The organism is Devosia sp. Micro-HW1 (assembly GCF_056341075.1).
The window spans coordinates 1,870,450-1,882,781 of record NZ_CP094375.1 but is presented as its reverse complement, the minus strand read 5'-3'; the positions used below and the strand labels follow the sequence as shown (position 1 = coordinate 1,882,781).

13 protein-coding genes and 1 pseudogene are annotated in these 12,332 nt (G+C 63.8%); 8 read left to right on the top strand and 6 right to left on the bottom strand.

The window, feature by feature from the left end; translation table 11 throughout:
- Positions 1-4 precede the first annotated feature (4 nt).
- From MQW79_RS08940 to MQW79_RS08925, 4 genes are read left to right on the top strand one after another with little or no spacing between them, the layout of a single operon-like run.
- Entirely contained in the window at positions 5-922 is a 918-nt protein-coding gene (locus MQW79_RS08940) for a dihydrodipicolinate synthase family protein (RefSeq protein ID WP_476588083.1), read from the top strand.
- Between the two features lie 2 nt (positions 923-924).
- The gene (locus tag MQW79_RS08935) at positions 925-1,932 is read left to right on the top strand and encodes an ABC transporter ATP-binding protein (protein ID WP_476588082.1); all 1,008 of its coding nucleotides are present in this window, start codon (positions 925-927) and stop codon (positions 1,930-1,932) included.
- Positions 1,932-2,900 carry an ABC transporter ATP-binding protein gene (locus tag MQW79_RS08930; RefSeq protein WP_126148580.1) on the top strand — a complete coding sequence of 323 codons (969 nt, stop codon included), beginning with the start codon at positions 1,932-1,934 and terminating at the stop codon, positions 2,898-2,900. Before MQW79_RS08935 ends, MQW79_RS08930 begins: the two co-directional genes overlap by 1 nt.
- 20 nt (positions 2,901-2,920) lie before the next feature.
- On the top strand, positions 2,921-4,486 hold the full coding sequence (locus MQW79_RS08925) for a putative N-acetylmannosamine-6-phosphate 2-epimerase (RefSeq protein ID WP_476588081.1): 1,566 nt from the start codon (positions 2,921-2,923) through the stop codon (positions 4,484-4,486).
- A gap of 253 nt (positions 4,487-4,739) precedes the next feature.
- Here the strand turns inward: MQW79_RS08925 and chrA (MQW79_RS08920) are convergent, their stop codons facing one another.
- Both chrA (MQW79_RS08920) and MQW79_RS08915 read right to left on the bottom strand, forming a co-directional pair.
- Positions 4,740-6,107 carry a chromate efflux transporter gene (gene chrA, locus MQW79_RS08920; RefSeq protein WP_476588207.1) on the bottom strand — a complete coding sequence of 456 codons (1,368 nt, stop codon included), beginning with the start codon at positions 6,105-6,107 and terminating at the stop codon, positions 4,740-4,742.
- Positions 6,107-6,928 carry a chromate resistance protein ChrB domain-containing protein gene (locus MQW79_RS08915; RefSeq protein WP_046110321.1) on the bottom strand — a complete coding sequence of 274 codons (822 nt, stop codon included), beginning with the start codon at positions 6,926-6,928 and terminating at the stop codon, positions 6,107-6,109. The genes chrA (MQW79_RS08920) and MQW79_RS08915 overlap by 1 nt, the downstream gene beginning before the upstream one ends.
- A gap of 387 nt (positions 6,929-7,315) precedes the next feature.
- Between MQW79_RS08915 and MQW79_RS08910 the strand changes: the two genes are divergently transcribed.
- On the top strand, positions 7,316-7,417 hold the full coding sequence (locus MQW79_RS08910; RefSeq protein ID WP_407931798.1) for a hypothetical protein: 102 nt from the start codon (positions 7,316-7,318) through the stop codon (positions 7,415-7,417).
- Between the two features lie 6 nt (positions 7,418-7,423).
- Here the strand turns inward: MQW79_RS08910 and MQW79_RS08905 are convergent, their stop codons facing one another.
- Together MQW79_RS08905 and MQW79_RS08900 are read right to left on the bottom strand one after the other, a co-directional pair.
- A complete protein-coding gene (locus MQW79_RS08905) occupies positions 7,424-8,608 on the bottom strand; it encodes an MFS transporter (protein ID WP_052732090.1) in 1,185 nt (394 codons plus the stop codon).
- A gap of 22 nt (positions 8,609-8,630) precedes the next feature.
- Positions 8,631-9,293 (bottom strand): ArsR/SmtB family transcription factor, encoded by a 663-nt coding sequence (locus MQW79_RS08900; protein ID WP_046110301.1) that lies wholly within the window; start codon positions 9,291-9,293, stop codon positions 8,631-8,633.
- 85 nt (positions 9,294-9,378) lie between these two features.
- On the opposite strand from MQW79_RS08900, the pseudogene MQW79_RS08895 reads away from it, so the two are divergent.
- From MQW79_RS08895 to MQW79_RS08885, 3 genes and pseudogenes are all read left to right on the top strand, one after another.
- A pseudogene (locus MQW79_RS08895) lies at positions 9,379-9,600 on the top strand (MBL fold metallo-hydrolase); the annotation flags it as partial.
- Positions 9,601-9,665: 65 nt separating this feature from the next.
- On the top strand, positions 9,666-9,776 hold the full coding sequence (locus MQW79_RS08890; protein ID WP_236021046.1) for a hypothetical protein: 111 nt from the start codon (positions 9,666-9,668) through the stop codon (positions 9,774-9,776).
- A 224-nt stretch (positions 9,777-10,000) separates the two neighbouring features.
- Complete coding sequence (locus tag MQW79_RS08885; RefSeq protein WP_051961021.1) at positions 10,001-10,816, top strand: phosphatase PAP2 family protein; 816 nt, start codon at positions 10,001-10,003, stop codon at positions 10,814-10,816.
- On the opposite strand, the gene chrA (MQW79_RS08880) is transcribed toward MQW79_RS08885, so the two are convergent.
- Together chrA (MQW79_RS08880) and MQW79_RS08875 are read right to left on the bottom strand one after the other, a co-directional pair.
- Positions 10,803-12,029, bottom strand: a complete 1,227-nt coding sequence (chrA, locus tag MQW79_RS08880) for a chromate efflux transporter (protein ID WP_476588080.1) — start codon at positions 12,027-12,029, stop codon at positions 10,803-10,805. The genes MQW79_RS08885 and chrA (MQW79_RS08880) overlap by 14 nt on opposite strands.
- Positions 12,004-12,312, bottom strand: coding sequence for a PadR family transcriptional regulator (locus MQW79_RS08875; RefSeq protein ID WP_476588079.1), 309 nt, complete (start codon positions 12,310-12,312; stop codon positions 12,004-12,006). The genes chrA (MQW79_RS08880) and MQW79_RS08875 overlap by 26 nt, the downstream gene beginning before the upstream one ends.
- Positions 12,313-12,332 lie beyond the last annotated feature (20 nt).

The window sequence follows — 12,332 nt, the reverse complement described above, 5'->3', positions numbered from 1 at the left end:
TGAAATGCCCTTGTTTACCGGCGTCGTCCCTCCTGTCGTAACGCCACTCAACGCCGATTTTACCGTGGACTATGCGTCCTTTAGCCGGGTGCTCGAAAACCTGATCGATGCCGGTGTCCACGGCCTGTTCGTGCTCGGCTCGACCAGCGAAGTGGTGTTCCACGATTCAGAAACCCGCCAGGCCATTGTCGAACACGCCATCAAGGTCACCAATGGCCGCGTTCCGGTGTTGGTCGGTACGATCGACCCCACCACGGACCGTGTCATCAAGCATTCGCGCATCGCCAAGGCGGCCGGCGCCGCTGCCGTGGTCGTGACCGCGCCCTTCTACACGCGGACCAACCAGGCCGAGACCGTGGACCATTTCCGCTACATCAAGGATGCGGTGGACTTGCCCGTCATCGCCTATGACATTCCGGTATGCGTGGGGCTGAAGCTCGACCGCAAGACCACGGTGACGCTGGCCAAGGAAGGCGCCATCGTTGGCCTCAAGGATTCGAGCGGCGACGACGGCAACCTGCGCTATGTGTTGGCCGACATGCAGGACGATGCCGATTTCTTCGGCATGACCGGCTCGGAAATCGTGGTCGATAGTGTGCTGGCCATGGGCGCCCACGGCGTCGTGCCTGGCCTCGCCAATGTCGATCCGCATGGCTATGTCAAATTGTGGAACCTGGTGCAGGCAGGCGATCTCGCAGGCGCGCGTGCTGAGCAGGAGCGGCTCTGCAAGCTGTTCGAGATTGTCTGGATTTCGACGGCCCGCACCAGCGCCGGTTCGGCCGGTGTCGGTGCCTTCAAGACCGCGATGCGCCAACTCGGCATCATCGCCAACAACACCATGGCGCGACCGCAGCGCCACCTCAATGACGAAGAAACGGCCAAGGTCGACGCCGTGCTCAAAGCCGTCGGACTACTCGGCTGACCATGGGCGCCCCGATTCTCGACATTGCTGGACTGCGGACCGTGTTCCGGATCGGCGGTGCCGACATTGCCGCCGTCGAAGACATGGAACTGACCATCGCCGCTGGTGAAACCGTGGCGTTGGTCGGCGAATCCGGGTCGGGGAAATCGGTGACGAGCCTGTCGGTGATGGGCCTGCTGCCCAAGCGCGTGGGCCGCATCGCCGCCGGCAAGGTCATGCTGTCGCGCAAGAGCGGCGAGGTCGTCGACCTTGCCGCCATGTCCGACGAAACCCTGCGCCAGATTCGGGGCAATGACATCGGCATGGTGTTCCAGGAACCCATGACCAGCCTCAATCCCGTCTATACCGTGGGCGAGCAGATCGCCGAGCCGATCCGCATCCATCTGGGCAAGCCGCATCGCGAGGCGGCGGCCGATGCCGTGCGCCTCCTGGCCGATGTCGGCATTCCCGACCCCGCCCGCCGGGCGCAGCAATATCCGCACGAGCTTTCTGGCGGTATGCGGCAGCGGGTGACCATCGCCATGGCGCTGGCTTGCGATCCGCGCATGCTGATTGCCGACGAGCCGACCACGGCGCTCGACGTGACGATCCAGGCCCAGATCCTCGATCTGTTGCAGAAGCTGCAGCGCGAGCGCGGCATGGGCATCCTGTTCGTGACGCACAATCTGGGTGTCGTGGCCGAGATCGCTGACCGGGTCGTGGTGATGTATGCTGGCCGGATCGTCGAGTCGGGGCCAGTGGCGGAGGTCTTCGCCCATCCTCGGCACCCCTATACCAAGGGCCTGCTGCGCTCGGTGCCCCGGCTGGGCCAGGCGGTCGAGCTCAAACGCGCCGGCACGCCCCTGCCCACCATTCGCGGCAATGTGCCGTCACTGCGCAACCTGCCCAAGGGCTGCGCCTTTGCCAATCGCTGCGACTACGCCATCGCCGCCTGCAGCGCCGCCATGCCGGCTTTGGTCGAGACGACGCCGACGCAGAAAAGCCGCTGCATCCGCTGGCAGGAACTCTGATGACGCAACAGCCCTATCTATCGGTCAGAAACCTCTCCAAGCATTTCAAGCCGGCCGCCTTTTCCCGGGGGGCGGTGGTCAAGGCGCTGCAGGATATTTCCTTCGACATTCCCCGCGGGCAGGTGGTCGGCCTGGTCGGCGAATCCGGCTCCGGCAAGACCACGATCGGCCGCTCGGTGCTGCGCTTGATCGAGCCGACCAGCGGCCAGGTCATGCTCGACGGCGTGGATGTCACCACGCTCTCGGGCGCGCAATTGCGCCGGCAGCGGCGCAAGATGCAGTATATCTTCCAGGACCCCTTCGCGAGCCTGTCGCCCCGCATGACCATCGGCCAGGTGCTGACCGAAGGGCTCGACATCCAGGGCATCGGCACGCGAGCCGAGCGGCGTGCCCGCGCGGAAAAGGCGCTGATGGCGGTGGAACTGCCGGTCGACGCCTTCGACCGCTACGCCCACGAATTTTCCGGCGGCCAGCGCCAGCGCATCGGCATTGCCCGGGCGTTGACGCTCGAGCCGGATTTCATCGTGGCCGACGAGCCGGTCTCGGCGCTCGACGTGTCGATCCAGGCGCAGGTCATCAACCTGCTGCGCGACCTGCAGACCCGCCTGGGCCTGACCATGCTGTTCATTTCCCATGACCTGGCGGTGGTGGAATATATCTGCGACACGGTGATCGTGCTCTATCTCGGCCGCATCATGGAAATGGCGCCCGCCGCCGATCTCTATGCCAGGCCCAGCCATCCCTATACACGGGCGCTGCTCTCGGCCATTCCCTCGCCCGATCCGGCGACGCGCCCGCAGCGGCAGATCCTGACCGGCGATATTCCGAGCCCGGCTAATCCGCCGTCGGGCTGCGTGTTCCGCACGCGTTGCCCGTTTGCCATCGGGGCCTGTGCCGGCGAGGTTCCGGCTTTGCGCGAGGTTGCGCCGGGGCATCTGCGCGCCTGCATTCGCGACGACATTCTCTGACGCCTGAAGGACAGCGATCCGTGCCGCACAATGCCCAATTCCTGACCGATCTCCAGGGTGGCCTGATCGTTTCCTGCCAGCCGGTCGATGATGGTCCGCTCGATACCATCCCCGCTATCGTCGCCTTCGCTCAGGCCGCCCGCAATGGAGGCGCCCGTGCCCTGCGCATCGAGGGTGCGGACAATGTGGCGGCCGTGGCCAGGGCCTGCGACCTGCCGATCATCGGCATTATCAAGCGCGACCTGCCGGATAGCGCGGTGCGCATCACCCCGTTCATCGATGACGTAAAGGCGCTTGCCGCGGCCGGAGCGACGGTCATCGCCGTTGATGGCACCGACCGGGTCCGTCCGGTGCCGGTGGCCGACCTGCTGGCTGCCATCCACGCCGCCGGAGCTCTTGCGATGGCCGACCTGGCGACGGAAGCGGAAGCCAGGATCGCCAGCCGGCTCGGCTTCGATATTCTGGGCACCACCATGTCGGGCTATACCGGCGGGCCGGTTCCGGCCGGGCCCGACCTCGATTTCGTGGCGGCTTGCCGCCGGCTGGGCGGTGTGGTCGTGGCGGAGGGACGCTACAATACCCCCGCCGCGGCAGCTTCGGCCATTGCAGCAGGCGCCAGTGCGGTCTGTGTCGGCTCGGCCATCACGCGCACCGAGCACGTCACCGAATGGTTCCGTATTGCCGTGGATGAGGCGGTCAGCGGCAGCAAGACCACGGTGCTGGCGCTCGATGTCGGCGGAACCAAGACGCTGGCGGCGCTGGTCCGGAACGGGAAAATTCTCGAACGGCAGACGATAAAGACGCCGCAGGGCGTTGGGACCGATGCGTGGTTCAGCACGATCGGTTTGTTGGCTTCCAACTGGCGGGGGCGCTACGACGCGGTCGGCGCCGCCGTGACCGGTGTGGTGCAGGATGGCCATTGGTCAGCCCTCAATCCGCGCACGCTGGCCATTCCCGAGCGCACGCCGCTGGTCCAGCGGCTGACCACGCTGTTCGATGCGCCGGCCATCGCCCTAAACGATGCGCAGGCCGCGGCCTGGGGCGAGTATCGCCATGGGGCCGGGCGCGCGCGGGACATGGTATTTGTCACCGTGTCGTCGGGCATTGGCGGCGGGATCGTGTTGCAGGGCAGGCTGCTGCAGGGCGCCAATGGCCTCGCCGGCAGCCTGGGTCAGATCAGAGGTGCGCCGGCGTCGGAACGTCTCGAAGCGCGCGCTTCGGGTTTCGGCATGGTCGCGTCGGCAGCCGCTCTGGGCCATGCCGCCACGACGCATGAGATTTTTGCCGGCGTCGAAAATGGCCTGCCATGGGCCGTCGCGCTGCTCGATGAAGCTGTCGGGGATCTGGCCGTGGCCTTGGGTGACATGCAAAGATTGATCGATCCGCAGGTCGTGGTGCTGGGCGGTGGCATCGGCATGCTGCCGCAATTTCGTGATCGGCTGGTCGCAAGATTATTGCTGGAGCCCAGCCACCTGCGTCCTACGATCAGGCCGGCAGTTTTGGGCGCAGACGCTGGAATTATCGGCGTAGCCGATGTGTCTATGGCGCGCGCACATGCCGCAGCAGAAAGGCATAGCAGCTTTTAGCTCGGTTTGGACTATGCCTGAATGTCCGAAATGGGGTCGGGAGAGGCCGGTCGGCAAGGCGCCCCAGAACGGTCATTCCCGCCGCGTTTTCTGTTTCCGGTAAGCTGCCATTCCTGCCGCGGTCGACCGCCGGCATTTTTTCGGGGTGATGGGGTGGAAAGCCCTAAAGGCAATACGCGGACGCTTCGATTAGGCAGATGTAAGGGCTCCCAATGAGCCAGAGGCAGTATGCCCCATCATCAAGGATCATGAATTACACCATCCCAGCGAAGTGCAATACGAGACCGGCTATCGCGCAGCCTGCCAGCACAGTAGCGGGGCCAATCTTGAAGCGAAACACCGCGACAAGCGCGGCCAGCACCAGTGCCGCAGCCGCCAGATTTATCGACGACCAGACGGGCACATCGAGATGGAGGACGAAGGTCGTGATTGTCCTGACTTCCTCGAAGATGACGTGCAGGCCAAACCAGACGGCAAGGTTCAGGATGACACCCACGACGGCGGCCGTGATCGCGGTCAGGGCTGCTGTTAGCACTTTGTTGTCTCGCAAGCGCTCGATGAACGGGGCACCTAGGAATATCCAGAGGAAGCAGGGTGTGAACGTCACCCATGTCGTCAGCAGCCCGCCCAGCGTTCCCGCCATCAAGGGTGATATGCTGCCCGCATCGCGAAAGGCTCCCATGAAGCCCACGAACTGCGTCACCATGATAAGTGGCCCGGGCGTGGTCTCGGCCATGCCGAGCCCGTCCAGCATCTCGCCTGGAGCAAGCCAGCCGTAGTTCTGCACCGCCTCTTGGGCGATATAGGCCAGCACCGCATAGGCGCCGCCGAAGGTCACCACAGCCATGACGCTGAAGAAGCCCGCGATCTGGGCAAAGACATTGGCCGGACCGAACACGGCGAACAACAGGGCGACAGGAGCCAGCCAGAGCAGGAGGAACACTGCCGATATGCGGAACGCCCAAGCCCGGTTGACCTGCGTGTGATCCGGCGACTCTTCGCCCAGCAGGGTATCGGCGTCATCGACCTGGACGCTACCCACCTTGCCGTGTCCGCCGCCACCATGGAATGCTGGCAGACCCGCACGCGCGCCAAAAAAACCGATCAGGCCTGCAACGAGGATGATGAGCGGGAACGGAATGGCGAAACCGAAGATCGCCACGAAGGAGGCGGCGGCGATGGCGACCATCGCCCCGCTCTTGAGCGCACGCGAGCCGATGCGAATGACCGCCTGCACCACGATGGCCAGCACCGCGGCCTTGAGCCCGAAGAACAGCGCCTCGACCGGGCCGACATTGCCGTAGAGCGCATAGATCCAGCTCAGCGCCATGATCGCCGCGACGCCGGGCAGCACGAAGAGGACGCCCGCGATGATGCCGCCGAGGGTGCGATGCATCAGCCAGCCGATATAGACGGCGAGTTGCATGGCTTCCGGTCCCGGCAGCAGCATGCAGTAGTTGAGCGCGTGAAGGAACCGTTTCTCACCCAGCCAGCGCTGCTCTTCGACGAGGATGCGGTGCATGAGCGCGATCTGGCCTGCTGGACCGCCAAAGCTCAGCAGGCCAATGCGGGCCCAGATACGGGTAGCCTCCGCCAGGGTGGGGTACGCCCTTTCCTGCATCATTCTGCCTTCGGCTTGTTGGATGGCCAGTTGTGAGTCTCGTCGCTGGCATCCCGCGCCCATCGATAGAAGGCGTCGTATAGAAGCATCCCGGCTTCGAGCTGTTCCAGATCGTCGGAATACATCCTCGACAGACCGAGTGAAGCGGCAAGAAGCCCTGCCGCCTCGGGCGCAATATCCAACCGAGCTGTATCGGCCCCGCGCACGATGGCTGCGAGCCGATCGAGGGCGGGAATGCTCAAGCCAAATTCGGCCAGAATCACGTCGAATGTGCAGAGCTCGCCTCGGTGGCTCCAGAAGACATCCTCGATGTCGAAGGGCGCCGCATTGTAGCGTTCGGCGACACCCACCACCTCGGCGGGCGCCACGAACAGGATGACGGCGCGTGGGTCGAGAAAGCGACGGATCACCCAGGGGCACGCGATGCGGTCGATCTTGGGCCGCGAGCGCGTGACCCACATGGTGCGGCCCTGCGCGTCGCGCGCAGGCAGCTTCGCCGGATCGATCAGCGGCTGCCCGGCAGAGCGCCAGGCCTCGAACCCGCCCTCGAGATATTCGGACGGGCAACCTTCGGCGCGAAGCAAGGCGGCAGTGCCCTGACTGCGCCTGTGACCGGTCTGACAAACTGCGATCGACGGCTGCCCGCCGAGTTGTTCCGCAAGGGCGGCAAGGGCCTGGTCATCTACCCGCGTGGCACCGGGGAGCAACCTGGGATCGGCCGCGAAATCTTCTTCCGACCGCACATCGAACACGTGGGGTGCGCGCGGGGTTCCGATGATGCGGGTGAGTTTGTCGGATGAAATGGCATTGGGCGCAGGCATTTGCGTTCCTCCGTCGCCGGGGTTGAAAAGGAACGCGATCTTCAGCTGGCGCCTCGTGGGGAGCTCGCAATCCCCATGGGCTGCAATTACCGACATCCGGGGCTGATCGTCAACATGGCATAGCAGCCAAAAACACAGATCGCCTCCACCGTATGGCAGCTGCCCGAGCGAGAAATGAGAACTGTTTGGCGACAGAGATGGTGTCGGCAGCAGCCGAGCGGCATCGCGCCCCATTCAGGCCCCTTGATCGGCCCTGGCGACCTCCTAGAAGCCGTCTGTCCGCGAGTGCAGCCGCGACGACAGGCAGCGCGTGCCTATTAGCGATTGTCCCAACATGCGGACTTAGTGTCTCGATGAGGCGGCATTCCCCCACCGTCCCTGCTTTGGTTGTCGTTGGCGGAGGGGCATGCCCCGGATCGCTGGGACCTGATTGGCGGAGCACTGGCGTTGGTCGCCGCCGCCATCATTGTATTTGCGCCGAGGGGCTGAGCCCGCTCAGGCGCGAACGGCGGCGCCCCTCGGGGACATCTGCAGCCAGAGGATCGCTGCCGCCGCCGCAGCCAGCCAGGGCAGAAGCCATACGTTCAACGCCTGCCAGCCGATGGTGTTCTGCAGCACCCCGGCGCTGAGCGATGCCGCCAACCCCACGACAAAGATGGTGAGGTCGTTGGTCGCTTGCGCCTTACCTTTCTCGGCTGTCGTGTAGGTCCGGGTCAGCAGGTTCGTGCCACCGATATAGAGAAAGTTCCAGCCCACGCCGAGAAGGATCAACGCGGCGGTGAAGCTGTAGAACCCGGTCCCCGACAGGGCTAGCAGCACGTGAGCGGTGAGCAGGACGATGCCGGCAAGCATTATCCGCAAGACACCGGATCGCGCGATCAACGATCCGGTGAAAAACGACGGCAGAAACATGCCGAGCACGTGGAGTTGGATGACCGTCGCAGTCGCTGTCAGGTCGTGGTCGTGGTGTGTCATCGCCAGGGGAGTGGCAGTCATCGCCAGGATCATGATGCCATAGCCGGTGACCGCGCCGAAGAGGGCTACCAAATACGTTGGCTGGCGCACGATATCGCCGAGGGGCCGGACCGCAGCACGCTCATCGGCAGTATCCACTGTCCTCGGGACGTTCACCCCCATCAGCACGCCGACTGCGATGGCCGACGTTGCCGCTAGGAACAGAAATGAAGCGGTGTACATTGGCTGCATCAGTTCGCCGCCCCACCGGGCCAGCAGCGGACCGACCAGGGCTGCAACCACTCCGCCAGCAAGCACAAGCGAGATGGCCCGGGGCCGGAAACGATCGTCCGCCACTTCACCGGCAGCGAAACGATAAAACTGCGCGAAGCCCTGGTAGCATCCCGCCAGGAACGTGCCGGCGCACAGCAGCGCGATCGACGAGGTCATCATCCCACCGGCTGCCAGCAGGCCGCCTAATGTGCCCAGGCTTGCTCCGGAGACGAAGCCGATCTTGCGACCCACACGTGTCATCCACATCGAGGCGGGAACGGTCGATACCGCCGTGCCCAGGAACATGGCTGCGATGGGAGCGGTGGCGAGTTCGGGCGATGGCGCCAGAATGCTGCCAGCAAGGCCGCCGATGGTCATCACCAGGACGGAGACGATCTGGAACAGGGCCTGCGCGGTTGCCAGCAGGAAGACTTGTCGGTGCATGGGCTGCATGGTTGCGGTTCCTCGGTCCCAACTATGACGACGCGACGGCATTGCCCGCCGCCACCCATTCGGGCATGCCGTCTTCAAGGCGCCGGGCACTGAACCCTTGTGCCCGAAGGCGCGACACAGCCTCAAAAGACATGACGCAGTATGCTCCACGGCAGTAGGCGACGATGTCCTTTTCGGGGTCGAGCGTCGCCAGGCGGGCGTCGAGTTCGGAGAGCGGCACGTTCAACGCTCCGGGCACATGGCCCAGCGCGAATTCGTCGGCAGGACGGACGTCGAGCACGGTGACCATACCGTCGCGCAGGCGACCGCTCAGCTCCTCGCGGGTGACCGGCTCGAGGCTATCGCGCTCTTCGAAATAGCCCCGGACAATCTTGTCCACTTCGGCCAGATTGTTCTCTGCCACCCGCCGGATCGCCTTCATGGCCGCCAGGACACTGTCGTCAGCCAGCCTGTAGACCACGAACTTTCCCTGCCGCTCCGCTGCGACCAGCCCCGCCCGCCGCATGGTCTGCAGGTGCTGCGAGACATTTGCGATGGGCGCCCCAAGCTTTTCTGCGAGCAGATCGACGCTGCGCGGCCCCTGGCCGAGTTGTTCGATCAGCTCGAGCCGTTGGGGGTGACCCAGCGTCTTGGCGACCAGGGCGAACTGCTTAAACAGGGCGAGCTTCGGTGAAGGACTTGACATCAGATCATTGCTCAATCATTCAATTGAAATATTGAATATACCAACACAGATCCATCCACAAGGGTTGATCCAACGGAGTGCCATCATGATCCTGCGCCAGTTTCTACACTTCGATCCCGTAGGGGCGTCCTATCTTCTGGGCTGCGGCGGCAAGGCATCAGCGGCGGTTATCGATCCAATCGGCCCCGTCGAGCCTTATCTCGAAGCTGCCGCCACCACCGGCATGAAGATACTCTACGTGATCGATACGCATATCCATGCCGACCACATCTCGTCCGGTCGTATCCTGGCGGAGGCGAGCGGCGCCAAATATGTGCTGTTCGCTGGCGCGTCCTGGCGGCCAAAGGACAGGTTCTGCTGTGCGGAAGCTGCTTGGACGCAAGGGGTCTCGCTCAGGCCGATGTCGTCGACGGAGCGGCCAGAAGCACCATGGATGCCTTGGCGGCGGCATCAATGACCGCCGACAAGGTCCTAGTTTTTTAGTCGCGCACTTTGCCCTGCCGCTATGCGCTTGGTCTTGGCAGTTCACATTCCAGAAGGGACCGTTGTCCGAACAGGGATATGAGATGACGGGTCTCCCCGCGGTAGCACTTCGAGGGGGACCTGGGTCCAAACGCACTGCACCACTCTTTCAATTTGTTGATGGGTATGTTGGGTCCGGCGCAAGGGTCGGCTATCACGCAGATTGATATCCACGGAGGGTGACTATGGAATTGGTGCAGAGCCGTGGAAGCGGTCGTATCCGAGCTGGCTTCCAAAGGCTATTTGCCACTCCGGCCATGCCGCCGAAAGCGGGCCGAGCCTTATTTGAACGGCCCTGGCCTATAGTCGTTTTACTGGCGCTGCCGGCTGCAGCCATGATGGCCGGAAGTGACTACACCCTCGGTATCTGGATGCAGTCCTTTCCAGAAGACCTGCTGCCCATCGCACACTTCGTCACTGACCTCGGCGAGGGTGTCGAGGTGTTGGTCACCACCGGACTCTTGCTCCTGTTGAGCGCGCTGGTCCCGGTGATCTCTCTGAGACGCCGTGTGAAAGCAGGACTGAACGCCGTTACCGCTGGGGCGGCTTTCATATTTCTCTCGGTGGCGGGTGGCGGCCTCCTGGCGCTGGTGCTCAAATATGCAATAGGCCGGGCTCGTCCGGTCCTATTGGACAGCGAAGGCTACCTTTCATTCCAGCCCTTTGCGATGCACTCCGACTTCGCCGCACTTCCCTCCGGGCATTCGGCAACGGCTGCGGCAATGGCACTTTCATTGGCGCTGGTTTTTCCGCGCCTTCGGGCGCTCTTCGTCACCGCAGGCGTTCTTATCTGCGTGTCCCGGCAACTGGTCGGCATGCATTGGATGAGCGACACGCTGATGGGTTGGGCGGTTGGCGCGGCCTTCACATATTGGCTTGCGCATGTCTTCGCCCGTCGTGGCCTGATGTTCCGCTATGATGATTTTGGCCGCCTGCGGCCGAGGCGAACACGGTTTGCCCCGGCCCGGTTCTTCCGTCGATCGGCCCTCAGATCAGCGTAAGCAGCGCTCCACCTAGGCCGAGCAAAACAACCACAATCCACGGGGCGGTTTTCCACACAGTCAGCAGCAGGAAGCCGGCAAGGGCCAGAGCAAAGTCGGCGGGTGTGAGCACGGCGCTGGTCCAGACCGGATTGTAAAGAGCTGCTCCCAGGACGCCAACGACCGCGGCATTGGCACCGCGCATCGCCGCTTGCGCGACTGGCCTGGTGCGGAATGCATCCCAGAACGGCAGGGCACCGACCACCAGCAATAGACCCGGGAGGAACACCGCCACCAAGGCTATAGCAGCGCCCATTGGGCCCGCGGGCTCAGGTTGCATTACCGCGCCGAGATAGGCGGCGAAGGTGAAGAGCGGACCCGGAACGGCCTGGGCCGCGCCATATCCGGCCAGGAAGGCATCGCTCGACACCCAGCCGGTTCGCACCACTTCGGTTTCGAGGAGCGGCAAGACCACGTGGCCACCACCAAACACCAGCGCGCCGGCCCGATAGAAGGCGTCGAAGAGGGATAGCGATTGCGAGGATGCAAGAGCCTCGACGACCGGAAGCCCGACCAGCAGGATAAAGAACAGGGCCAGCGCTGACCATCCCACTGCCTTGGGCACACCGAATGTAAGGTGACCAACTGGGTTGGGTGGCATCCCCCTGCAGAGCCACAGCCCCAGGAGACCACCCACGACAATCGCCGCGACCTGGCCGATTGATCCGCCGACAAAGATGACCAGCAGAACGGCGAGCAGGGCGATGCCGGCCCGCTCGCGGTCCGGAGCCAGCGTCCTAGCCATGCCCCAAACCGCCTGGGCCACGACGGCAACGGCCACCAGTTTGAGGCCGTGGAGAATGCCCGCGCCGACCTCGCCTTCGAACCAGCTTGCCCCAAAAGCAAGGAACAGCAGGAGCAAAGCCGAAGGCAGGGTGAAAGCTGTCCAGGCCGCTAAGGCGCCCAGCGGACCGCCCCGTAGCAGGCCCAGGGAAAAGCCGACCTGGCTTGATGCCGGCCCCGGCAGGAACTGGCAGAGCGCCACGAGGTCGGCATAGCCTTCCTCGCTGATCCATCTGCGCCGGGTGACCAGCTCGTCGCGAAAGTAACCCAGATGGGCTATGGGTCCACCAAACGACGTCAATCCCAGCTTCAGGAAAACGCGAAAGACCTCTCCTGCTGAGCCACGGGACGTACCTTCCGTGGTGTCAGGATTTGCTACTGCCGACCTCATGAAACAGCTCCCCAATCTTGTCGCGAGCTGTTTGCAAGCCCTCGATGCCGTAAGGTGTTGCGCGATAGACCCGCCGCACGGACCGCCCGACCCGCTCGCTCCTGGACGTGAGATACCCCTTGCGCTCCATTGCGTGCAGCATTGGATAAAGCGTGCCCGGGCTGATTTTGTAGCCGTGATGGGCGAGTTCCTCGATCATCCAGTGACCATAGAGATCCCCTTCCGCCGCATGATGCAGGATATGCATCCGGATGAAGCCTGCCAGCAGTTCCTGGTGTTCCATGCTGCAATCGCATTGAGTTT

Bases quoted from the DNA above. Each gene is read 5' to 3' on its own strand.
- MQW79_RS08935 (WP_476588082.1), top strand. From the start codon at position 925: ATGGGCGCCCCGATTCTCGACATTGCTGGACTGCGGACCGTGTTCCGG.
- MQW79_RS08930 (WP_126148580.1), top strand. From the start codon at position 1,932: ATGACGCAACAGCCCTATCTATCGGTCAGAAACCTCTCCAAGCATTTC.
- MQW79_RS08905 (WP_052732090.1), bottom strand. From the start codon at position 8,608: ATGCAGCCCATGCACCGACAAGTCTTCCTGCTGGCAACCGCGCAGGCC.
- MQW79_RS08940 (WP_476588083.1), top strand. From the start codon at position 5: ATGCCCTTGTTTACCGGCGTCGTCCCTCCTGTCGTAACGCCACTCAAC.
- chrA (WP_476588080.1), bottom strand. From the start codon at position 12,029: ATGAGGTCGGCAGTAGCAAATCCTGACACCACGGAAGGTACGTCCCGT.
- MQW79_RS08900 (WP_046110301.1), bottom strand. From the start codon at position 9,293: ATGTCAAGTCCTTCACCGAAGCTCGCCCTGTTTAAGCAGTTCGCCCTG.
- MQW79_RS08885 (WP_051961021.1), top strand. From the start codon at position 10,001: ATGGAATTGGTGCAGAGCCGTGGAAGCGGTCGTATCCGAGCTGGCTTC.
- chrA (WP_476588207.1), bottom strand. From the start codon at position 6,107: ATGCAGGAAAGGGCGTACCCCACCCTGGCGGAGGCTACCCGTATCTGG.
- MQW79_RS08875 (WP_476588079.1), bottom strand. From the start codon at position 12,312: ATGGAACACCAGGAACTGCTGGCAGGCTTCATCCGGATGCATATCCTG.
- MQW79_RS08915 (WP_046110321.1), bottom strand. From the start codon at position 6,928: ATGCCTGCGCCCAATGCCATTTCATCCGACAAACTCACCCGCATCATC.